The 22,081-nt window shown below is 72.9% G+C and carries 21 protein-coding genes; 9 read left to right on the forward strand and 12 right to left on the reverse strand.

Going from position 1 to position 22,081, the window contains the following annotated elements; all coding sequences use genetic code 11:
* The first annotated feature begins 13 nt into the window (after positions 1–13).
* The 3 genes from ACQ614_RS14345 to ACQ614_RS14355 all read left to right on the forward strand — a co-directional run bounded on the left by ACQ614_RS14345 (position 14) and on the right by ACQ614_RS14355 (position 3,016).
* The gene (locus ACQ614_RS14345; protein WP_431678963.1) at positions 14–1,504 is read left to right on the forward strand and encodes an ATP-binding protein; all 1,491 of its coding nucleotides are present in this window, start codon (positions 14–16) and stop codon (positions 1,502–1,504) included.
* A 420-nt stretch (positions 1,505–1,924) separates the two neighbouring features.
* Positions 1,925–2,539, forward strand: coding sequence for a VanZ family protein (locus tag ACQ614_RS14350; protein WP_431678964.1), 615 nt, complete (start codon positions 1,925–1,927; stop codon positions 2,537–2,539).
* Positions 2,540–2,833: 294 nt separating this feature from the next.
* On the forward strand, positions 2,834–3,016 hold the full coding sequence (locus tag ACQ614_RS14355) for a PspC domain-containing protein (protein ID WP_431678966.1): 183 nt from the start codon (positions 2,834–2,836) through the stop codon (positions 3,014–3,016).
* 62 nt (positions 3,017–3,078) lie between these two features.
* On the opposite strand, the gene ACQ614_RS14360 is transcribed toward ACQ614_RS14355, so the two are convergent.
* Together ACQ614_RS14360 and ACQ614_RS14365 are read right to left on the reverse strand one after the other, a co-directional pair.
* A complete protein-coding gene (locus tag ACQ614_RS14360; protein ID WP_431678968.1) occupies positions 3,079–3,522 on the reverse strand; it encodes a hypothetical protein in 444 nt (147 codons plus the stop codon).
* A 253-nt stretch (positions 3,523–3,775) separates the two neighbouring features.
* Entirely contained in the window at positions 3,776–4,921 is a 1,146-nt protein-coding gene (locus tag ACQ614_RS14365; RefSeq protein ID WP_431678969.1) for an adenosine deaminase, read from the reverse strand.
* A 113-nt stretch (positions 4,922–5,034) separates the two neighbouring features.
* On the opposite strand from ACQ614_RS14365, the gene ACQ614_RS14370 reads away from it, so the two are divergent.
* Positions 5,035–5,346, forward strand: a complete 312-nt coding sequence (locus ACQ614_RS14370; RefSeq protein ID WP_431678971.1) for an ArsR/SmtB family transcription factor — start codon at positions 5,035–5,037, stop codon at positions 5,344–5,346.
* Complete coding sequence (locus tag ACQ614_RS14375; protein ID WP_363491816.1) at positions 5,343–5,744, forward strand: SRPBCC family protein; 402 nt, start codon at positions 5,343–5,345, stop codon at positions 5,742–5,744. The genes ACQ614_RS14370 and ACQ614_RS14375 overlap by 4 nt, the downstream gene beginning before the upstream one ends.
* A gap of 89 nt (positions 5,745–5,833) precedes the next feature.
* Here ACQ614_RS14375 and ACQ614_RS14380 read toward each other — a convergent pair whose 3' ends face one another.
* Positions 5,834–6,790, reverse strand: coding sequence for a LysR family transcriptional regulator (locus ACQ614_RS14380; protein WP_431678972.1), 957 nt, complete (start codon positions 6,788–6,790; stop codon positions 5,834–5,836).
* A 63-nt stretch (positions 6,791–6,853) separates the two neighbouring features.
* On the opposite strand from ACQ614_RS14380, the gene ACQ614_RS14385 reads away from it, so the two are divergent.
* Together ACQ614_RS14385 and ACQ614_RS14390 are read left to right on the forward strand one after the other, a co-directional pair.
* A complete protein-coding gene (locus tag ACQ614_RS14385; RefSeq protein ID WP_431678974.1) occupies positions 6,854–8,176 on the forward strand; it encodes an MFS transporter in 1,323 nt (440 codons plus the stop codon).
* A gap of 29 nt (positions 8,177–8,205) precedes the next feature.
* Positions 8,206–8,760, forward strand: coding sequence for a Uma2 family endonuclease (locus ACQ614_RS14390; RefSeq protein WP_431678975.1), 555 nt, complete (start codon positions 8,206–8,208; stop codon positions 8,758–8,760).
* Positions 8,761–8,802: 42 nt separating this feature from the next.
* Here the strand turns inward: ACQ614_RS14390 and ACQ614_RS14395 are convergent, their stop codons facing one another.
* The 8 genes from ACQ614_RS14395 to ACQ614_RS14430 all read right to left on the reverse strand — a co-directional run bounded on the left by ACQ614_RS14395 (position 8,803) and on the right by ACQ614_RS14430 (position 19,290).
* Positions 8,803–10,080, reverse strand: coding sequence for a thymidine phosphorylase (locus ACQ614_RS14395; RefSeq protein WP_431678977.1), 1,278 nt, complete (start codon positions 10,078–10,080; stop codon positions 8,803–8,805).
* 113 nt (positions 10,081–10,193) lie between these two features.
* Positions 10,194–10,592, reverse strand: coding sequence for a cytidine deaminase (locus tag ACQ614_RS14400; protein WP_431678978.1), 399 nt, complete (start codon positions 10,590–10,592; stop codon positions 10,194–10,196).
* On the reverse strand, positions 10,589–11,854 hold the full coding sequence (locus ACQ614_RS14405; RefSeq protein ID WP_431678979.1) for an ABC transporter permease: 1,266 nt from the start codon (positions 11,852–11,854) through the stop codon (positions 10,589–10,591). Before ACQ614_RS14405 ends, ACQ614_RS14400 begins: the two co-directional genes overlap by 4 nt.
* Complete coding sequence (locus tag ACQ614_RS14410; protein WP_431678981.1) at positions 11,851–13,005, reverse strand: ABC transporter permease; 1,155 nt, start codon at positions 13,003–13,005, stop codon at positions 11,851–11,853. The genes ACQ614_RS14405 and ACQ614_RS14410 overlap by 4 nt, the downstream gene beginning before the upstream one ends.
* A gap of 3 nt (positions 13,006–13,008) precedes the next feature.
* Positions 13,009–14,580 (reverse strand): ABC transporter ATP-binding protein, encoded by a 1,572-nt coding sequence (locus tag ACQ614_RS14415; protein ID WP_431678983.1) that lies wholly within the window; start codon positions 14,578–14,580, stop codon positions 13,009–13,011.
* 276 nt (positions 14,581–14,856) lie between these two features.
* The gene (locus ACQ614_RS14420) at positions 14,857–15,921 is read right to left on the reverse strand and encodes a BMP family lipoprotein (protein ID WP_431678984.1); all 1,065 of its coding nucleotides are present in this window, start codon (positions 15,919–15,921) and stop codon (positions 14,857–14,859) included.
* Positions 15,922–16,187: 266 nt separating this feature from the next.
* Positions 16,188–17,441: an amidohydrolase gene (locus ACQ614_RS14425; RefSeq protein ID WP_431678986.1), complete on the reverse strand. Its 1,254-nt coding sequence runs from the start codon at positions 17,439–17,441 to the stop codon at positions 16,188–16,190.
* Between the two features lie 259 nt (positions 17,442–17,700).
* Complete coding sequence (locus tag ACQ614_RS14430; protein WP_431678987.1) at positions 17,701–19,290, reverse strand: acyl-CoA mutase large subunit family protein; 1,590 nt, start codon at positions 19,288–19,290, stop codon at positions 17,701–17,703.
* Positions 19,291–19,474: 184 nt separating this feature from the next.
* Here ACQ614_RS14430 and ACQ614_RS14435 point away from each other — a divergent pair, with 184 nt between their 5' ends.
* A complete protein-coding gene (locus ACQ614_RS14435) occupies positions 19,475–20,218 on the forward strand; it encodes an SDR family oxidoreductase (protein ID WP_431678988.1) in 744 nt (247 codons plus the stop codon).
* 411 nt (positions 20,219–20,629) lie between these two features.
* Positions 20,630–21,073, forward strand: a complete 444-nt coding sequence (locus ACQ614_RS14440) for a 2-oxo-4-hydroxy-4-carboxy-5-ureidoimidazoline decarboxylase (protein WP_431683926.1) — start codon at positions 20,630–20,632, stop codon at positions 21,071–21,073.
* Positions 21,074–21,115: 42 nt separating this feature from the next.
* Here the strand turns inward: ACQ614_RS14440 and ACQ614_RS14445 are convergent, their stop codons facing one another.
* Positions 21,116–21,880: a hypothetical protein gene (locus ACQ614_RS14445; protein WP_431678989.1), complete on the reverse strand. Its 765-nt coding sequence runs from the start codon at positions 21,878–21,880 to the stop codon at positions 21,116–21,118.
* Positions 21,881–22,081 lie beyond the last annotated feature (201 nt).

A 22,081-nucleotide genomic window follows, 5' to 3' on the forward strand; every position in this document is an offset into this window, starting at 1 on the left:
TCTGTGAGACCCGTTGACTGACCCCCAGACCCCGCAGCGCCGCCGCTCCGGTCCGTGGCGGCGCCTGCGCTCGCTCCGGGTCCGCCTGATCGCGGTGTTCGCCGCCGTCGCGCTGATCACCGCGGTGTCCGCCTCCGGCATCGCGTACTGGCTGAACCGCGACGCCGTCCTCAAGCGCGCCCAGGACACCGCGCTGAACGACTTCAGGGTCTCGCTGACCCGGAACGTCTCCGACCTGCCGCTGCAGCCCGACTGCCCCCAACTCTCCGAGCTGGCGCAGCAGGTGGCGTCCTCCGGGCTCAACTACGACGTGGTGGTGGACGATCCGGCGCTGCCGGGGTGCAAGGTCTCCTCCGACCCGGCGCGGTTCACCCTGGCGAACGTGCCGGAGGCCCTGCAGCGGGCGGTGGCCACCCCGCGCGACGTGGGCGCCGGCAACCCGTACGCGTACCACCTGTACTGGCAGCGGGTGAACCTGGGCAACCGGCCGTTCCTGGTGGGCGGCACCAAGGTCGTGCCGTCCGGGCCGACGGCCTACATGTTCAAGTCGCTGGAGGACGAACGGGCCGACCTCAACACGCTCGGCTGGTCGCTGGCGATCGCGACGCTGCTCGCGCTGATCGGCTCGGCGCTGCTGGCGCAGGCCGCCTCGGCGACCGTGCTGCGGCCGGTGCGCCGGCTCGGCGAGGCCGCCCGGCGGCTCGGCGAGGGCAAGCTGGACACCCGCCTGGAGGTCGAGGGCGGCGACGAACTCGCCGACCTGGCCCGGACGTTCAACCGCACCGCGGAGTCCCTGTCGCACCAGGTCGAGGAGTTGAGCGCACGCGAGGCGCAGAGCCGCCGGTTCGTCGCCGACATGTCGCACGAACTGCGCACCCCGCTCACCGCGATGACCGCCGTCACCGACATCCTGGAGGACGAGGCGGACTCGCTCGACCCGATGATCGAGCCCGCGGTGCGACTGGTGGTCAGCGAGACCCGCCGGCTCTCCGACCTGGTGGAGAACCTCATGGAGGTGACCCGCTTCGACGCCGGCACCGCCAAGCTGGTCGCCGACGAGGTGGACATAGCCGACCTGGTGATGTCCTGCATCGACGGCCGCGCCTGGTACGACGCCGTCGAGGTGGACGCCCCGCGCGGCGTCCGGCTGATGGCCGACCCGCGCCGGCTGGACGTCGTCTTCGCCAACCTGATCGGCAATGCGCTCAAGCACGGCGGCTCGCCGGTGCGGGTCGTGGTGCGGGAGGAGGGCGACAAGGTCGTCGTCGAGGTCCGCGACAGCGGCCCCGGCATCCCCGAGGAAGTCCTGCCGCACGTCTTCGACCGCTTCTACAAGGCCGACAAGGGCCGGGCCCGGTCCGAGGGGAGCGGCCTCGGCCTGTCCATCGCGATGGCCAATGCACAGATCCACGGCGGCACCATCACGGCCGCCAACGCGGAGAGCGGAGCGGTCTTCACCCTGACCCTGCCGCACACCCCGCCCAGCCTGGAGGACGAACAGTGAGCGCGGTACGGAGGGCGGCGGCGCTGGTCCTGCTGGCGGCGGCCGCGGCCGGCTGCGGCATCCGCCCGACGGCGGTCCCGGTGGACGCCGGGGCGCCCGCCAGCCGCACGGCCTGCCCGACGCCGGTGCAGGTCCCGCGGGCGGCCACGCCGACGGCGTCCGCCGCCCCGACCGCGACGGGCACCCGGGCCGGGGCCCAGCCCGGACAACAGGCTCCCGGGGAGGCGTCCCCGGCGGCACCGGGGGCGACGGCAGGGGCCGCGAAGAGCCCGGCGCCGCTCTTCAGCACGACCACGACGCCGAGCGCTTCGGCCTCGCACTGCCCGTGACAGCCCCGGGAACCGGTGTGGAACCGTCCGCGGCCGAGGTCGCGTCCACCCGGTTGTGCACCGACATGGCACCACCACCCGCACCGGCGCAGTGACCGGGGACGAAGCGATCGAGGACGGCGAGCCGACCGACCGGACCTCGCCCCCGCAGGGCGCGTTCCGCCCGCTGCGGGTCGCCGCACAGCTGCTTCCGGCGGTGTACGGCCTGCTGCTGGTCGGCCTCGTCCTGCGCCCGGCCGCCGTGGGGTGGACCTACCCGGCCAACCTCACCCCGCTGGCCTCGGTCGAGCGGGCGCTGACCCTGGGCGGGTACGCCGGTGCCTGGGAGCTCGCCACCGGCATCCTGCCGCTCGCCCCGTTCGGGGTGCTGCTGCCGCTCGCCTCCGGTCGGCTGCGGACGGCCTGGCTGCCGTCCTTCCTGCGCACGGCCGGCGGGGCCGCCCTGCTCGCCACCGGGCTGGAGATCCTCAAGAGCTGGGCGCCGGGCCATGTGCTGAACGTGGACGACATCATCCTGGGCACCGCGGGCGCCGCCGCCTGCCACCTGCTCGTCGTCCCGGCCGCCCGGGCCCTGCTGCTGAACGCACGCAGCCGCGACCGGGCGCGCGCCGAGCGCCCCCGCGAGTCGGCCGAGCCGCACCAGTTCAGGTACGAACTCGCCTCCCCCGCGGCCCCGTTCGCCCCCGGCAGCCCCACCGCACGGTAACCGCGGGCGGGTTCGGACCGGTCACTCCGGCCGCCCGTTCCGTTCGTCCGCGTGAAGTCGCCGTGCCCGCCGATCCGCTGGACGACCCCACTGCACCACCGCGGCAGCCGTCTCCGGGGCCGCGGTCTCGGGGGCGGCCCTGAGGGGGACCCTGAGAGCGCCGTCCGCCGCCCCGGTGAGATGCCAGGGGTGTGGATCGGTATCGGGGCTGACGTTTTCCGCGGGCCGGGCGAGCACGATGGACACATGCCCGCCGGACGGACCGGACCGGGCCCGTGACCTGGGAGTCCTCTGATGAGCACGCTCGCCCGCCCCCGCCACAACCGCGTCATCGCCGGCGTCTGCGCCGGGCTGGCGAAGCGCTTCGGCCTCACCCCGTGGACGGTGCGGATCATCTTCCTGCTGTCCTGCCTGCTGCCCGGCCCGCAGTTCCTGATCTACCTGGCGCTCTGGCTGCTGCTCCCGCAGGAGCCGTGACCGACGGCGAAGGGCCGCCCCCGCAACCCGGGGGCGGCCCTTCGCCGTTGGCGCGTGCGGTGTCAGCCGCCGATGCCGGGCAGGCCGCCGCCGGTGCCGGCGCCGAGGCCGCTCACGGTGCCGAGCACGCCGCCGACCGGCGTCTTCTCCAGGCCCTGGGCGCCGGGGACGGGCGGCAGGGCGCGGTCCGCGGCGGCCGGGGCGGCCTCCGGCGCGGCGTCGGCGGCCGGAGCCGCCTCGTGCGCGGGCGCCTCGGCCGGGGCGGCCGGGGTCAGCTTGCCGCCGACCTCCGGGTTGAGGGTGCCGACGGCCTGGGTGACCTCGTTGCCGCCGGGCACCTTCTGGACGGCACCGGGCACCGCGCCGGTCACGCCGGGGTTGGTCAGCGCGCTGGTCGGGAGCCCGAGCCCGCCCGGGGCGGCGGCGGAGGCGGTGCCTGCGGCCGCTGCGGCGATCGCGACGCCCAGAGCGGCGGTGCCGGCGGCCTTCAGAGTTGCCTGCTTCATGCGTTGGTCCTCGAGTCCTCGTCGGTGCCCGTGATGCGGCCGCCCCTAGGGCGCCCGCCGTCACACCTGGTCAGCAATGACTGGCACACCGTAGTGAGAACATCGAATGCGGATCAACGGAGAGTCACTCACAGGACTGATTAGTCGGACGATCCCAGGATGGCCGGCGGCGGTACCGCGACCGGGCGGGAGCGGGGCCCCGGCGACGGCCCCGCCCCCGCCCGGCGGACCGGGAGGGGGCGGACGCCCGGGCTCAGGCGCCCGAGAACAGCCACTCCGCCTTGAGCTCGGCGTAGCCGGGCTTGATCACGTCGTTGATCATGGCGAGGCGCTCGTCGAAGGGCAGGAAGGCGGACTTCATCGCGTTGACGGTGAACCACTCCATGTCGCCCAGGGTGTAGCCGAAGGCCTCCACCAGGTACCCGAACTCGCGGCTCATGCTGGTGCCGCTCATCAGCCGGTTGTCGGTGTTGACGGTGACCCGGAACTTCAGTCGGCTGAGCAGCCCGATCGGGTGCTCCGCGTAGGAGGCGGCAGCGCCGGTCTGCAGGTTGGAGGTGGGGCACATCTCCAGCGGGACGCGCTTGTCGCGGACGTATGCGGCGAGGCGGCCGAGCTGCACCGAGCCGTCCTCGCCGACGGTGATGTCGTCGACGATGCGGACGCCGTGGCCGAGCCGGTCGGCGCCGCAGCACTGCAGGGCCTCCCAGATCGACGGCAGGCCGAAGGCCTCGCCGGCGTGGATGGTGAAGTGGTTGTTCTCGCCCTTGAGGTAGTCGAAGGCGGCCTGGTGCCGGGTGGGCGGGTGGCCCGCCTCGGCGCCGGCGATGTCGAAGCCGACCACGCCCTGGTCGCGGTAGCGGTTGGCCAGCTCGGCGATCTCGGTGGACCGGGCGGCGTGCCGCATGGCGGTGAGCAGGGTGCCGACCCGGATGCGGCGGCCGGCGGCGCGGGCGTTGGCCTCGCCGAGGCGGAAGCCCTCGTTCACGGCCTCGACGACCTCGTCGAGGGTGAGCCCGGCCTCCAGGTGCTGCTCGGGGGCGTACCGGACCTCGGCGTACACGACGCCGTCGGCGGCGAGGTCCTCGGCGCAGTCGGCGGCGACCTTGATCAGCGCCTCGCGGGTCTGCATGACGGCGCAGGTGTGCGCGAAGGTCTCCAGGTAGCGGACCAGCGAGCCGGAGTCGGCCGCCTCGCGGAACCACTCGCCGAGCTTGACCGGGTCGGTGGTGGGGAGGCCCTCGTAGCCGCAGGCGGCCGCGAGTTCGACGATGGTCTCCGGGCGCAGCCCGCCGTCGAGGTGGTCGTGCAGGAGCACCTTCGGGGCACGGGCGATCTGGTCGGCGGTGGGAATGCGGGGGCCTGTGGTGCCCGCGGTGGCAGGGATCTGCTTCTCCATTGCGGGAGTGTAGCTCCTACGCGCGTAGATTCCTACTCGATCCGCCCGCGTGTCGTCATGTCGGAGATTTCCGACGCTTGACGTGTCGGAAATTCCCGACCTATGGTTCGGGCATGGCAACGGACGTCTTCGGCGCACTCGCCAACCCCGTGCGGCGCGCCCTGCTCGCAGCCCTGCTGGAGGGCCCGCGGCCGGTCAACGACCTCGCGGGCAGGTTCGACCTCAGCCGGCCCGCGGTCTCCGAGCACCTCCAGGTGCTCCGGCAGGCCGGGCTGGTCCGCGAGGAGCCGCGCGGCCGGCAGCGGTACTACCACCTCGACGCCGGGCCGCTGGCCGAGGTCGGCTCCTGGCTGCATCCGTTCGAACACTACTGGCGCGACCGTATGAGCGCCCTCAGCGACCTGCTCGACGAGGAGAGACCGTGACCGACTCCGACACGATCCACTGCGACCGTTTCCTTCCGCACCCGCCGGCCGCCGTCTGGCGCGCCCTCACCGACCCCGAGCTGCACGCCCGCTGGTGGGCGGCGGGCGACGTCCGGCCGGTCGTCGGGCACCGCTTCACCCTGGACATGGGGCCCTGGGGGCGGCAGCAGTGCGAGGTCACCGCGGTCGAGGAGGAGCGGCTCCTGCGGTACACCTTCGCCGAGGGCAACCTGGACACCACGATCACTTGGCGGCTCGCCCCCGAGGGCCACGGCACCCGGCTCTTCCTCGAACACGCCGGCTTCGACCTCGACTCCCCGATGGGCCGCGCCGCCCTCGACGGCATGGGCAAGGGCTGGCCCGACGTCCTGGAGCGCCTCGCCACCACTCTTGCCTGACCTTGCAACCGGCGTGCCCCCAGGGGCGCCGGGGGCACTTCCCGGCCGAGGGCCGGGGGGGTGCCGCCGGCGCCCTCGGCGCGACCCCCTCAGTGCCCGCCCAGCAGTACTCCCTTGCGGGACAGCACGAAGTCGCGGAAGGCCGCCGCCGGCGGTGTGAGCGGTCGGCCCGTCACCCAGGCCAGGCCGATCGCCCGCCGGGTCCGCGGGGCGGTCACCTCCAGCTCCACCACACCCGGCCGCGGCACCAGCGCCGGCGGCAGCAGCGCCACCCCCAGCCCGGCCGCGACCAGCCCCCGCAGGGTCTCCGCCTCCTCGCCCTCGAAGGCGATCCGCGGCGCGAAGCCCGCCTCGGCGCAGAACCCGTCGGTGATCACCCGCAGCCCGTACCCCTCCTCGACCGCGACGAACGGCTCCTCGGCCACCTCGGCCAGCCTGATCCGTCGCCGCCCGGCCAGCCGGTGGTCGGCCGGGACGGCCAGCGGCAGCCGCTGCTCGTCCAGGTGCCGGGCGGTGAGGTCGGGCGCGTCCGGCAGCGGCGAGACCAGGCACAGGTCGAGTTCGCCGGCCCGCAGCCGTTCCAGCATGGCGGCGACGTAGTCCTGCACCAGCTGGAACCGCACCCGCGGATGCGTGGTGCGGAAGTCCCGCAGCAGGGCGGGCACCGCCTCCGTCCCCATGGTGTGGAGGAAGCCGAACGCGACCCGGCCGGCCGCCGGATCGGCCTCCGCCCGGGCCGCCTCCGCGCCGCGCTCCAGTTCGGCGAGCGCCCGTTCCACCGAGGCGAGCAGCAGCAGGCCGGCCCGGGTCAGCCGGACGGTACGCCCCTGACGGGCCAGCAGGTCGACGCCGAGCTCGGCCTCCAGCCGTGCCACCGCGCGGGAGAGCGTCGGCTGCGGCATGCCCAACAGCTGTGCGGCCTGGGTGACGTGCTCCAGCCGTGCGACCGCCGCGAACTGCGCCAGCTGCGGTGTGAGGCGGACCACGGGCGACTCCGGGTCCAGCTCGGCCGGGCGGGGCGGCAGTGAGCTGCTGTCATGCGTCATGGCATGGATTCTCCACGATTCATGTATTGGACGCATCAGCCGCACGGGCCCTACGTTCGAGGCATGTCGCCCGCCAGTACCGGGGCATCCGCAGCCACGCTGCCGGGTGCCCTCTCGCCGTCGTCCCCTTCCGCCGCCGACTCAGCCTCCGGCCCAGGCGCAGGCTCCGCCGCCGACCGCCGCCTCCGCCCGGGGGACCGCGCCTTCCGGCGCGCCAACCTGGCCCTCTTCGCGGCCGGTGTGGCCACCTTCGTCCTGCTGTACTCCACGCAGGGCCTGCTGCCGATCCTCTCCGCCGACCTCGACCTGACGCCCGGCCAGGCCAGCTGGACGGCCTCGGCGGCCACCCTGGGCCTCGCCCTCGCGCTGCTGCCCGCCAGCGCGCTCTCCGACCGGTACGGCCGGACGGCGGTGATGACCGCCTCGATCGCCTCCGCCGCCGTCCTGGCGCTGGCGCTGCCCTTCGCCCCGGACCTCACCGCCCTGGTGGTGCTGCGGGTGCTGCAGGGCGCCGCACTCGCCGGGCTGCCCGCCACCGCGATGGCCTACCTCGCGGAGGAGGTCCACCCGAGTGCGCTGGCCTCGGCGATGGGGCTGTACGTGGCCGGCAACTCGATCGGCGGGATGAGCGGTCGGCTCGTCTCCGGCTGGGCCGCGGCCGCCTGGGGCTGGCGCTGGGGCCTCGCGGTCTCCGCGCTGCTGGCGCTGCTCTCCGTGCTCGCCTTCCGCGCACTGATCCCGGCGGCCCGGAACTTCACCCCGGCCGCGGTGGACGCCCGCGCGCTCGCCCGCACCGTCGGCGGGCACCTGCGCAACCCGCTGCTGCTGCGGCTGTACGCCCTGGGGCTGCTCTTCATGGCGGTGTTCGGCGCCGTCTACAACACGGTCGGGTACCGGCTGGTCGCCGCGCCCTTCGACCTGCCGCAGTCGGTGGCCGCCTCGATCTTCGTGGTCTACCTGGTCGGCACCGCCTCCTCGGCCTTCGCCGGGAAGCTGGTCGGCCGACTGGGCCGCCGCGGCACCCTCTACGCGGCGATCGGCCTCACCACCGCGGGCCTGCTGCTCTCGCTCTCCGGCTCGCTGGCGGCCGCCCTGACCGGGCTCGTCCTGATCACGGCCGGGTTCTTCGCCGGCCACGCCACCGCCTCCTCCGCGGTGGGCCGCACCGCCACCACCGGCCGCGCCCAGGCCTCGGCGCTCTACCTGATCGCCTACTACCTCGGGAACAGCCTCGGCGGCACGATCGGCGCCGACGCCTACCACGCCACCGGCTGGTCCGGCGCCGCCGCCGTGGGCCTGTCCGCCATGACCCTCGCCGCCGGCATCACCCTCTACGCCACCCGCCGCGCGGTCGTCGAACGCCGCACCCTCGCCACGGCCCGCTGACGACTGGTAGGCGGAGCTAAACTCCGGGCATGAGCATCGATCCGGCTGTGTACGCCCGACTGCGCGAGATTGCGGATCAGCTTCCGAAGGTGCCCGGGATAGGGAAGGTCGAGATCGCGAACGGCGAGATCGTCATGATGATGTCGCCAGTCCGCCGCCACGAACTCGCCGTGCTGAGGATCGCCCGTCAGCTCAACGCCCAGCTCCCCTCGACACATCCGGGTTATGTCGCCCACCCCGGCGCCGATCTGGAGGATGTCGGGCTCGGTCGGCTGCGCTGCCCAGATCTCATGGTGTTCGCCGAGGAGGCACTGGAGAGGGAACAACCCTCGTTCCTCCCCCACGAGGTGCTGCTCGTCGTCGAGGTGGTCTCCAAGTCCAACCCGGAGAACGACTACGAGGCCAAGGTCCGCGACTACGCCGCCATGGGCATCCCGCTCTACCTGCTGGTCGACCCCCGCAAGGGCACCGGCATCGTGCACGACGAGCCCGGGTACGCCTCGCGGACGCACTTCGTGTTCGGGGACACCGTCACCGTGGGCCCCTGGCGGGTCGACACCTCGGGGCTGCTGACGTACGCCTGACGGACAGGCGGGAATCGGCAGCCCCGGGGCGGTCGGTCCTGGTCAGGCGATGCGGTCGAGGACGATCGGGTTCGGGGTGAAGGCGGTGCCCTCGGGGGTGACCGCGACGCCGTCCTTGAGGGCCTCGATCGCGTAGTCGAAGCGCTCGGGGGTGTCGGTGTGCAGGGTCAGCAGCGGCTGACCGGCCACCACGGTGTCGCCGGGCTTGGCGTGCATCTCGACGCCGGCGCCGGCCTGCACCGGGTCCTCCTTGCGGGCGCGGCCGGCGCCGAGGCGCCAGGCGCAGACACCGACGGCGTACGCGTCGAGAGCGGTGAGGACGCCGGAGGCGGGGGCCGGGATGACGTGCTGCTCGCGGGCGACCGGCAGCGGGGCGTCGACGTCGCCGCCCTGGGCGGCGATCATGCGGCGCCAGTGGTCCATGGCGGAGCCGTCCCGCAGCGCGTCGGCCGGGTCCTTGCCGTGCACGCCGGCCGCGTCGAGCATCTCGCGGGCGAGCGCCAGGGTGAGCTCGACGACGTCGGCGGGGCCGCCGCCGGCCAGCACCTCGACGGACTCGCGGACCTCGAGCGCGTTGCCGGCGGTGAGGCCGAGCGGGGTGGACATGTCGGTGAGCAGGGCGACGGTGTTGACGCCGGCGGCCTTGCCGAGGCCGACCATGGTGCGGGCGAGCTCCTGGGCGTCGCCGAGGTTCTTCATGAAGGCGCCGGAGCCGACCTTGACGTCGAGGACGAGCGCGCCGGTACCCTCGGCGATCTTCTTCGACATGATCGAGGAGGCGATCAGCGGGATGGCCTCGACGGTGCCGGTGACGTCGCGCAGCGCGTAGAGCTTCTTGTCGGCGGGGGCGAGGCCGTCACCGGCGGCGCAGATGACCGCGCCGGTGCCGCGGAGGACCTGGAGCATCTCCTCGTTGGAGAGCAGGGCGCGCCAGCCGGGGATGGACTCCAGCTTGTCGAGGGTGCCGCCGGTGTGGCCGAGACCGCGGCCGGAGAGCTGCGGGACGGCGGCGCCGCAGGCGGCGACCAGCGGGGCGAGCGGCAGGGTGATCTTGTCGCCGACGCCGCCGGTGGAGTGCTTGTCGGAGGTGGGCACGCCGAGCGAGGAGAAGTCCATCCGGACGCCGGAGCGGATCATCGCGTCCGTCCAGCGGCTGATCTCGCGGAGGTTCATGCCGTTCAGCAGGATGGCCATCGCCAGGGCCGACATCTGCTCGTCGGCGACCTCGCCGCGGGTGTAGGCGTCGATGACCCAGTCGATCTGGGCGTCGGTCAGCTCTCCGCGGTCGCGCTTGGTCCGGATGACGGAGGGGGCGTCCATGGGGTCTCCAAGAGGTGCAGGGCGGCTCAGGGTGCAGGAAAGGCGAAGAGTGCCGCGCAGGGCCCCGGAGGGGGGCTCTGCGCGACACTCTACGCGCGTAACAACGCGGCGTGCTAGAGCCGCTCCGGTCCGAAGGCGTCCGGCAGGACCTCGTCCATGGTCTTCACCCCGGACGGCAGGTCCACCAGCAGCTCCGGGCCGCCGTGCTCGTACAGCAGCTGCCGGCAGCGGCCGCAGGGCATCAGCAGGGTGCCGGCGCCGTCCACACAGGTGAACGCGGTCAGCCGGCCGCCGCCGCTGGCGTGCAGCGCGGAGACCAGGCCGCACTCGGCGCACAGCCCGAGCCCGTACGAGGCGTTCTCCACGTTGCAGCCGGTGACGATCCGCCCGTCATCGACCAGCGCCGCCGCCCCGACCGGGAACTTGCTGTACGGCGCGTACGCGTGCCCCATGGCGGCGCGGGCGGCGTCCCGCAGCGCCTCCCAGTCGGGTGCCGGTGCTGCGGTGGTCACTTGCCTTCGCCCTTGCGGTAGATCTGGCCGTCGGCCTTCGGCGGACGCAGGCGCTGCGAGGCCAGTGCGAGCACGACGAGCGTGATCACGTACGGCGTGGCGACGATCAGCGGGCGCTCCACCGAGTCGGTCAGCGCGAACCAGAGGCCGAGGCCGCCGCCGACCACCAGGCTGATCACCGCGGTGGTGTACTTGCGGCGGTAGCCGTGCCACATGGCGAGCAGGCCCATGGCGAGCGCGATGACCAGCAGCAGCACGTGGACGTTGTCCGCGTCGCGCAGCTGGAGGCTGTCGGTGAAGCCGAACAGGCCGGCGCCGACCGCGAGGCCGCCCGGCATCCAGTTGCCGAAGATCATCGCGGCGAGGCCGATGAAGCCTCGGCCCTGGGTCTGGCCGTCCTTGTAGAAGTGCGCCGCGACCAGCGAGAGGTACGCGCCGGCGAGGCCGGCGAACGCGCCCGAGGCGACGACCGCGAAGTACTTGTACTTGTAGACGTTGACGCCCAGCGTCTCGGCGGCGGTCGGGTTCTCGCCGCAGGAGCGCAGGCGCAGGCCGAACACCGTGCGCCACAGCAGGAAGTAGCTGGCGACGATCAGCACGGCGGCGATCACGATGACCACCGACAGGTTGGTGACCACACCGCCGACGATGCCGGCCACGTCGGAGACCAGGAACCAGTGGTGGTTCTCGATGTCCTTCAGCCAGTCCGACAGCCCGGGGATCGTGATGGTGGGCAGCGCGTCGGACGGGGGCGACTGGTTGGCGCCGGCGCCGTCGGCCACGTAGTCCCGGTAGTAGATCCGGTTCACGTAGGCGCAGATGCCCGGGATCAGCAGGTTGATGCCGACGCCGGAGACGATGTGGTCGACGCCGAAGGTGACGGTGATCAGGGCGTGCAGCAGGCCGCCGAGCGCGCCGCCCGCCATGCCGGCGAGCAGGCCGAACCACGGGCTGACCAGGAAGCCGCCCCAGGCGCCGCAGAAGGTGCCGGCGACCATCATGCCTTCGAGGCCGATGTTGACCACGCCGGCCCGCTCCGACCACAGACCGCCGAGACCGGCCATCGCGATCGGGACGGCGGCGCCGAGAGCGGCGCTGATCTGGCCGGAGGCGGTCAGACCGTGGTTGTCGGTGGCCGCGCCGACGGCGGAGACCAGGACGAGGGCGCCCGCGATCAGCAGGAGCACGATCGGCCAGGTGATCTTCGGCTTCTTCGTCGGGGCTCCCGGCGTCTTCGGCCGGGCGGTGGTGGCGGTGCTCACGCGGCAACCTCCTTGTTGGCGGCCGCGGCGGCCTGGGCGGCGAGCTCGGCACCGACCTTCTGCTGCTGGCGCTTGAGGCCGTAGCGGCGGACCAGCTCGTAGGCGACGACGACGCAGATGACGATGGTGCCCTGCATGACGACGACGATCTCCTGCGGGTAGTCGCCCTGCAGCGGGAGCTGGGTGCCGGAGACGTCCAGGAAGGCGAAGAGCAGCGCGGAGAAGGCGATGCCGATCGGGCTGTTGCGGCCGAGCAGGGCCACCGAGATGCCGATGAAGCCCAGGTTCAGCTGGATGCTCTGGCCGAAGTAGAACGAACTCTGCAGCAGCTCCGGGATGCCGATGAGGCCGGCGATGGCACCGGAGACCGCCATGCTGGTCAGCACCATGCGCTTGACGTTGACGCCGGAGGCCTTGGCCGCGCTCTCCGAGCGGCCGGTGGCGCGCAGGTCGAAGCCGAACCGGGTGCGGGTCAGGGTGAACTGGAACAGCACGCCGATCAGGATCGCGACGAAGATGAAGCCCCAGAGCGTGCCGCCGGCGGTCTCGATCGAGAAGAAGTGGCTCGACTCGGAGACCGGGGCGGTCTGGATCACGTTGGCGTTGGCGCTCTTGGCCGGCGCGAAGCGGCCGGGGAGGAGCAACAGGCCGACGACGGCGGTGGCGATCGCGTTCAGCATGATGGTCGAGATGACCTCGCTGACGCCGCGGTAGACCTTCAGCACACCGGCGACGCTGGCCCACAGACCGCCGACGAGCATGGCGGTGACCAGCAGCAGCGGGATCTGGATGAAGGACGGCAGGTCGACCTGGCTGCCGACGTACGCGGCGAACAGCACGCCGAGGCGGTACTGGCCCTCGACGCCGATGTTGAACAGGTTCATCCGGAAGCCGAACGCCGCGGCGCAACCGGCGATGTAGTAGACGGTGGTCCGGTTGAGGGTCAGCACCTGGCCGTCGGAGGCGGTGCCGTACCGGATCATCACGTCGAAGGCGTCGAAGGCGTTCTTGCCGGAGACCGCCAGCAGCAGGGAGCAGAGCGCCACCGAGAGCAGCACGGCCAGCACGGGCGCGGCCAGGGCGAGCAGGATCTTCTCACCGTCGAACCGCGAGGCGAACGAGCGCTTGGCGGCCGGGTTGGGACTGGTCATGGATTACTCCCCCGCCTGCGTGTCGTCGTCGGCGGTGTGGTCGGAGACCGTATCGGTGCCTTCGGCCGCGGCGGCCCGCTCCTCGGCGACGGCCTCGGGCTCGGACTCGATGTGGCCGCGGGCGGCGCCGGTCATGGCCGTGCCGAGGTCCTCGGCGGTGACGGTGGCGGGGTCGGCGTCGGCGACCAGGCGGCCGCGGTAGATCACCCGGATGGTGTCGGAGAGGCCGATCAGCTCGTCGAGGTCGGCGGAGATCAGCAGCACGGCGAGGCCCTCGCGCTGGGCCCTGCGGATGTGCTCCCAGATCTGCGCCTGGGCGCCGACGTCCACGCCGCGGGTCGGGTGGGCCGCGACCAGCAGCTTGGGGTTGTGGCTCATCTCGCGGCCGATGATCAGCTTCTGCTGGTTGCCGCCGGAGAGGGAGGCCGCGGTGACCTCGATGCCGGGGGTGCGGACGTCGAACTCCTCGACGATCCGCTGGGTGTCCTTGCGGGCACCGGCCGGGTCGAGCAGGACGCCCTTGGAGTTCGGCGTCTCGGTGACGTGGCCGAGGATGCGGTTCTCCCAGAGCGGGGCTTCCAGCAGCAGGCCGTGGCGGTGGCGGTCCTCGGGGATGTAGCCGACACCGGCCTCGCGGCGGGCGCGGGTCAGCTCTCCGGTGACGTCCTTGCCGCCGAGGGTCACGGTGCCGGCGTCCAGCGGCAGCATGCCCATGATGGCCTCGACGAGCTCGGCCTGGCCGTTGCCCTCGACGCCGGCGATGCCGAGGACCTCGCCGCGGCGGATGCGCAGCGAGATGTCGTCGAGGACGACGCGCTCGATGCCCTCGGCGTCGGTCTTGGCGATCCGCAGGCCGTCGACGCGGAGCATCTCGTCCTGGGTGACCGTCGACTCGCGGCTCTCCGGGGAGGGGAGCTCGGCACCGACCATCAGCTCGGCGAGCTGCCGGGCGGTGACGGTCTTGGGGTCGGCGTCGCCGACGGTGGTGCCGCGTCGGATGACGCTGATCGCGTCGGCGACCGCGAGCACCTCGTGCAGCTTGTGGGAGATGAAGATGACGGTGACGCCCTCCGCCTTCAGCTCGCGGAGGTTGTCGAAGAGCGCGTCCACCTCCTGGGGCACCAGGACGGCGGTGGGCTCGTCGAGGATCAGGATGGTGGCGCCGCGGTAGAGGACCTTGAGGATCTCCACGCGCTGGCGGTCGGCGACGCCGAGGTCCTCGACCAGGGCCTCCGGGCGCACGCCCAGGCCGTACTGGTCGGAGATCTCCTGGATCTTCGCCCGGGCCTTGGCGCCCATGCCGTGGATCTTCTCGCCGCCGAGGACGATGTTCTCCCAGACGGTGAGGTTGTCGGCGAGCATGAAGTGCTGGTGCACCATGCCGATGCCGAGGGCGATGGCGTCCGCCGGGGTGTTGAGCTGCACCTGCTTGCCGTTGACGGCGATGGTGCCCTCGTCCGGCTTCTGCATGCCGTAGAGGATCTTCATCAGGGTGGACTTGCCGGCGCCGTTCTCGCCCATGAGGGCGTGCACGGTGCCTCGTCGCACGGTGATGTCGATGTCGTGGTTGGCCACGACGCCGGGGAAGCGCTTGGTGATGCCGCGCAGTTCGACGGCCGGTGTCGCCGTCCCCGCGCTGGGGGTGCCGCCCTGGTCGAGGGCGGGATCGGAAGCGGTGATGGCGATCTCCTGTGGTCGTCGTGCGCACCGTTGCGCCGGAGTGCCTGGTGTCTGTGGGTGGAACGGGCGGGGCCCGGCGGGACGCGTCCTACGCGCCCCGCCGGGCCCTCCGGTGATGTCGTCGGCCCCGGTGCCACCGCCGGGCAGGAGGCGGTGGTCAGGAGCGCCGGATCAGTTCTCCGGGGTGGTGGGGATCTTGGTGGCGCCGGAGGTGATCGCCTGGGTGGCGGCGTCGAGCTTCGGCTGGATGTCCTTCAGGAAGCCACCGGTCTGGGACAGCGACACACCCTCGGCCTTGAGGTCGAAGTTCTTGACGCCGGTGATCGGGTTGCCGTCCTTGACCGACTTGATGTAGTCGAACACGGCGACGTCGACGTTCTTGACCATGGAGGTCAGGATGTTCGCCTTGTACTTGGCCAGAGCCGGCTGGTTGGCCTGGTCGGAGTCGACGCCGATGGCCCACTTGCCCTTGGATGCGACGGCCTCGATGGAGCCGTTGCCCGAGGAGCCGGCGGCGGAGTAGATGACGTCCGCGCCCTTGTCGAGCTGGCCCTGCGCGGCCTCCTTGCCCTTGCCGGGGTCGGTGAAGCCGCTGAAGTCCGGCGGGGTGGTGAGGTAGGTGGTCTCGACCACGACGTTCGGGTCGACGGACTTGGCGCCCGCCTTGTAGCCGGCCTCGAACTTCTTGATCAGCTCGGACTGCACGCCGCCGATGAAGCCGATGTGCTTGGCCTTGCTCTTGGAGGCGGCGGCGACGCCGGCGAGGTACGAGCCCTCCTGCTCCGCGAAGGTCAGCGAGGTGACGTTGCTCGGCTGGGTGTCGGAGGCCGAGTCGATGATCGCGAACTTGACGTTCGGGTTCTCCTTGGCGACCTTCTCGACCGCGGCCTGGTAGACGAAGCCGACGGCGACGACCGGGTTGTAGCCGGCGCTGACCAGGGACTTGAGGCGGGCCTCCTTGTCGGCCTCGGCCTCACCGGTCTTGGCCTCGGCCTCGGTGACCTGGACGCCCAGCTGGTCCTTGGCCTTGTCCAGGCCGCGGGCGGCGGAGTCGTTGAACGACTGGTCGCCACGGCCGCCGATGTCGTAGGCCATGCCGACCTTGATGCCGGAGGTGGCGCCCGAGGAGGCGCCGGACGAGGTGTTGTCGGTGCTCTTTGCGCCGCAAGCGGCGAGCGAGGCGATGCCCAGGGAACCCGAGAGCACTACCGCGGCGAGCTTCAGTGAACGGCGCAAGGGAGTATCTCCTTCTCACACACCCGTTTGGCGTGGTCGAGCGCCACCGTAACGCGCGTAGAACACAGTTGTATTACGGCCTGCGGAGGCATTCGGGTTGTTATCAAAATGTGGTCATCCGCCCGGACGAAACCGGACAGACCGCCACCTTTGTTCAACGCGATGTCACTACCGAGTGGTATCAGGACAACACCCTACGCCGATGCGTCCACGACAGGCAGAAGCCGCGCCGGGCTGCGGCCGGCGCGGCCTCCGAGCTGGGCTTCTCAGGTGCGCGCGTGCTCCAGGGCGAGTGCGCAGAACAGCTCCACCCCGATGCCGATCGACCGTTCGTCGACGTCGAACCGGCCCTGGTGCAGGTCCCGGACGCCCTTCTCGTGCGGGGCGCGGACACCGAGCCGGGCCAGCGCGCCCGGCGCGTGCTCCAGGTACCAGGAGAAATCCTCGCCGCCGAGGCTCTGCTCGGTGTCCTCCACCACCGGCGACTCTCCGTCGCCGAAGCACGCGGTCATCGCCCGCTCCAGCTGGCCGATCGACACGTGCTCGTTGACCACCGGCGGGACGCCGCGGTGGTAGTCGAGCGTCCACTTCGCCCGGTGCGTCTCGGCGATCCGGGCGATCAGCTCGTCCAGGATCTCCGGAGCCTCCCGCCAGCCGGCCAGCTCCAGGCAGCGGACGGTGCCCTCCAGCTCGGCGTGCTGCGGGATGGCGTTGGGCGCGGAGCCGGCGGCGATCCGGCCGAAGACCAGGCTGACGCCCCAGCGCGGGTCCATCCGGCGGCCGAGCGCCGCCGGCAGGTCCGCCGCCATCCGGGCGACCGCGGTCACCAGGTCGGTGGTGAGGTGCGGGCGGGCGGTGTGGCCGCCCGGGCCGTCGAGCGACAGCAGCAGCCGGTCGCAGGCCGAGGTGATCGCGCCGACCTTGAGGCCGATCCGGCCGACCTGCACCTTGGGGTCGCAGTGCACGGCGAAGATCCGGCCGACCCCCTCCATCCCGCCCGCCTTGATGACGTCCAGCGCCCCGCCCGGCATGACCTCCTCGGCCGGCTGGAAGATCATCCGGACCGGCTGCCGCAGCTCGCCCGACCGGGCCGCCTCGGCCAGCACCAGCGCCGTGCCCAGCACCACCGCGGTGTGCACGTCGTGCCCGCAGGCGTGCGCCCGCCCGGGCAGCGTGGAGCGGTAGGGCACGTCGGTCTTGGCGTCGTCGATCGGCAGCGCGTCGATGTCCGCCCGGAACGCCAGCAGCGGCGTGCCCTCGGGGGTGCCCGCCGGCACGATGTCGACCGTCATCCCGGTGCCGCCGGGGAGCACCCGCGGCTCCAGCCCGGCCTCGGTCAGCCGCTCGCGCAGCAGCCGGGTGGTGCGGAACTCCTGGCGGCCCAGCTCCGGGTGCCGGTGAAGATCGCGCCGGAACGCGATCAGCTCGGCCTCGTGCGCCCGTACCCGGGCGCGGAGGTCCGAGCCAGGGCGGACGGCGGTGGCGAGGGCGGCCCGATCAACGGGCTGAGGATCGTTCACCTCAACAAGAGTAGGCCGGTGGAGGGGATTTGGCCCGACTTCCCGCGAAGTCGTGCCCCTTTCGGTGCATAGCGGCCGGGCAGATGGGTATGACATTCCGATTCAGCCGCCTTCCTGGTGATCGCCGCCCTGCCCAACGAGCCCCGCCCCCGGGTGGACACGGCGCCCGCCGCGGACACGCCGCCCGGGAGGTCCGCCGACGGCCGCAACACCGGTGCGCGCCCCTGACGGGCTGTCCGGGCGGAGCCCCGGCAGGCCGTCAGAACCGGTCGACCGGGGTGTACGTGCCCCAGACCTCGCGCAGGGCGTCGCACACCTCGCCCACCGTGGCCCGCGCGGCCAGCGCCTCCTTCATCGGGTACAGCACGTTGTCCGGGCCGCCGGCCGCCCGGCGCAGGGCGTCCAGGGCGCTCCCGACCGCCCGGCCGTCCCGGTCGGCGCGCAGCCGGGCCAGCCGGGCGGCCTGCTGCTGCTCGATCGCCGGGTCGACCCGCAGCGGCTCGTACGGCTCCTCCTCGTCCAGCCGGAAGCGGTTCACCCCGACCACGGTGCGGGCGCCGGAGTCCTGCTCCTGCTGGATCCGGTAGGCCGTCCGCTCGATCGCGGCCTTCTGCAGGCCCTGCTCGATCGCGGCGACCGCCCCGCCGGCCTCCTCCACCTTCGCCATCAGGTCCAGCGCCGCGGCCTCCACCTCGTCGGTCATCCGCTCGACGACGAAGGAGCCGGCGAAGGGGTCGACGGTGGCGGTGACGTCGGTCTCGTAGGCCAGCACCTGCTGGGTGCGCAGGGCGAGCCGGGCGGCCTTCTCGGTGGGCAGCGCGATGGCCTCGTCGAAGCTGTTGGTGTGCAGCGACTGGGTACCGCCGAGCACCGCGGCCAGCGCCTGGACGGAGACCCGCACCAGGTTGACCTCGGGCTGCTGGGCGGTGAGCTGCACGCCGGCGGTCTGGGTGTGGAAGCGGAGCATCTGCGACCTCGGGTCCTTCGCACCGAAGTCGTCCCGCATGACGCGGGCCCAGATCCGCCGGGCGGCACGGAACTTGGCGACCTCCTCCAGCAGGGTGGTGCGGGAGACGAAGAAGAAGGACAGCCGCGGGGCGAAGTCGTCCACCGCCATGCCGGCCGCGACGGCGGTGCGGACGTACTCGATGCCGTCGGCGAGCGTGAAGGCAATCTCCTGCGCGGGGTCGGCCCCGGCCTCGGCCATGTGGTAGCCGGAGATCGAGATGGTGTTCCAGCGCGGGATCTCGGCCCGGCAGTACCGGAAGACGTCGGCGACCAGCCGCAGCGAGGGCTTCGGCGGGAAGATGTAGGTGCCGCGGGCGATGTACTCCTTGAGCACGTCGTTCTGGACCGTCCCGGAGAGCCGGGCCGGCGGGACGCCCTGGGCCTCGCCGACCAGCTGGTAGAGCAGCAGCAGCACCGAGGCGGGCGCGTTGATGGTCATCGAGGTGGAGACCTCGCCCAGCGGGATGCCACCGAACAGCACGCCCATGTCCTCGACGCTGTCGATCGCCACGCCGACCTTGCCGACCTCGCCGGACGCGAGGGCGGCGTCCGAGTCGTAGCCCATCTGGGTGGGCAGGTCGAAGGCGACGGACAGGCCGGTGGTGCCGTTGGCGATCAGCTGCCGGTAGCGCGCATTGGACTCGGCGGCGGTGCCGAAGCCCGCGTACTGCCGCATCGTCCACGGCCGCCCGGTGTACATGGTCGGGTAGACGCCCCGGGTGAAGGGGTACTCGCCGGGCCGGCCGAGCCTCTCCGCCGGGTCCCATCCGGCGAGGCTCTCGGGGCCGTACAGCGGCTCGATCGGCAGGCCCGACTCGGAGCGGCGGGGCTCGGACGGCATGGCGGTCCTCCGTGGTGGGGAGCCCGGGCGGCGGGGCCCGGGACGCGGACTGGCCGGGCTTCGCAATCTAGCCGGAGGAGGCCCCGGGCGGGTGGAGGCCGTGGCCGGGACGCCGCCCGCGACCGGCCGGGGGCCGGTTGAGATGATCGGCGGTGCAGACCGGACCGTTTTTGTGGGAGTGGCAATGACCGAGCAGAAGGTGGCCGTCGTCACCGGCGCCAGCAGCGGGATCGGCGCGGCCACCGCGCGCCGCCTGGCCGCGGACGGCTTCGACGTGGTGCTGACCGCGCGCCGCACCGACCGGATCGAGGCGCTGGCCAAGGAGATCGGCGGCCGCGCCCGCACCCTGGACGTCACCGACCGGGCGGCCGTGGACTCCTTCGCGGCCGGGATCGGCCGGGTCGACGTGCTGGTCAACAACGCCGGCGGCGCCATCGGCGCGGAGAGCGTGGAGAGCGGCGACCCGGCCGACTGGCGGGCCATGTACGAGGTCAACGTGATCGGCGTGCTCAACGTGACGCAGGCGCTGCTGCCCGCGCTGCGCGCCACCGGCGACGGCACGGTGCTCGTGATGTCCTCCACCGCGGCCCTGGCCGCGTACGAGGGCGGCGGCGGGTACGTCGCGGCCAAGCACGCCGCGCACACCATCGCGGCCACGCTCCGGCTGGAGCTGTGCGGAGAGCCGATCCGGGTGATCGAGATCGCGCCCGGCATGGTGAAGTCCGAGGGGTTCGCGGTGACCCGCTTCCGCGGGGACGAGGACAGGGCCGCCGCCGTGTACGCGGGCGTCGCCGAGCCGCTCACCTCGGAGGACATCGCGGACACCGTGTCCTGGGCGGTCACCCGGCCCCCGCACGTCAACATCGACCTGCTGGTCGTCCGCCCCCGCGCGCAGGCCGCCAACCACAAGGTGCACCGCGAGCTCTGAGCCCGCCGCCGCGGAGGCGGCCCCACGACGGGCTCCACAGGGGTCCGTCCGGGGTCCGTCCAGGGGGGAGGGAGCTGACGAAAAAGTGTCAACGTCACAACTTGATAGCTCGATCGAGTGAATTCTGCGCGCTCCCTCCCCAACTGATGAGCCCTCAACTACCTTGATGGCACAGCACGGGCACACGTCTGCGCGCCCGGCCCCTTTTCCCTCTTTCCGCTCTTCTCCGGTCCGCCGCGCAACTGTGCAGCGCCTACCTTTCGTCTCTGGAGCATCCCCCCTTCCCGCCCTCACGAGGAGGACCCGCTGGCCAGCGACATCCCGCCGCAGCGTCCCGACGCTTCGACGGATCCGTCCCTGCTCGGGCTGCACCGCTTCAACGAGGCCGACGCCGGCGCCGCCGAAGAAGCCCTGCTCGCCTGCTGCGGCAGCCACCGCTGGGCCCTGCGGCTCACCGCCCACCGGCCCTACCCCGACATAGAGTCCCTGCTCGCCGCGGCGAGCGAGGCCTCCTACGACCTGCGCCCGGCCGACCTCGCGGAGGCCCTGGCGGACGAGAGCTGGATGCCGCAGCCGCTGCTCGGGATGCGGGCGCCCGGCAGCCAGGCCGCGCACACCGCGCTGCGGGCGGCGCACGCGGCGTACGAGGCACGGTTCGGCCATGTCTTCGTGGTCTGCCTGGAGGGGGTGGCCCACGAGGAGATGCTCGACACCGTGCTCACCTCCATCCGCACCCGGCTGGCCAACGACCCGGACGAGGAGCGGCTGGTCGCCGCGGACGAGCTGCGCCGGATAGCGCTGATGCGGCTGGCCCACCTGGTGGCCCGGCACTCCGCGGAGGCCGGAGCCCGCTGACGACCGGCCGGTGCACCGCCCCGGCCGGTCACCCGCGCCGGGTCACCCGCGCTGGGCCGCCCGCAGCCGCGCCGCCTGCGCCCGGACGATCCGCTCGTCCGGCACGGGGGCGGGCTCGGCCGCGGTGCCGAGCGTGGAGAAGAAGGCGAGTGCCGTGCCCACCCGGGCGACCACGGCACGGCGGCGCAGCTCGGTGCCGCCCGATTCATCCGTCAGGGTGAATGCGGTGACCGCGTCCACCCCTTCCGGCACGGCTGCCTCGGCCCGCTCCAGCCGGTGCAGGGTGGTGACGGGCCTGGCCGGGGCGCCCTTGGCGCCGGGCCCGCGGCTCGCGCCGTCGACCGGGGTCGTCGAGCGGAACGTCCGGCACCGGGTCAGCAGCACGTCCAGGGCGCGGCGGACCTGCTCCGCGCGGCCGGGCTCGAAGGCGAGCAGCCCGGCGTAGACGGTGGCCTGGGGGCGCCCGGCCGGGGCCACGCTCAGATCGGTCTCGGCAAGCGGGCCGGACTTCCCCTTGTCCGGCGCCAGCGCGTCCAGGACGGGCTGGCAGGCCGGCACGTCCGCCGTCTCGCGCCCCGCCGCCGGCGCCGGGCGCCCCGGCTCGGGCCTCATCACGGTGACGCTCCATCCGGCGCCGAGGTCGGCCGCGGTGACGGTGGCGGCCCGCAGTCCGGCGGCGTCCAGGGTGCGTTCGGCCGGCACCGCCCGGTCCGCGGAGGCGGAGACGGTGGTGCATCCGACCGCCGACAGCAGCACGGCACCACAGAGGACGGTGCAGCAGAGGACGGCGGCGGGGCGGAGGGGCAAGGCGGTCCTCGTACGGCTCGGTCCGGGCATGGCGGGTCGGACGATCGGCACCGCAGTGCGACCGCACCGGCACAGCCTGTCACGAATCGGGGCCGCGTTAGGCCGTGAGTGCCTGATTGATCACACCTGAGCCCCCCGGAGGCGGTTCCCGACAAGGCGTCGATAGGATGCTCGCGGCCGGTGGACCGTACCCGGCCGGGC

Origin of the sequence: Kitasatospora dryopteridis (genome assembly GCF_050749075.1) — a bacterium.
Lineage (GTDB): Bacteria > Actinomycetota > Actinomycetes > Streptomycetales > Streptomycetaceae > Kitasatospora.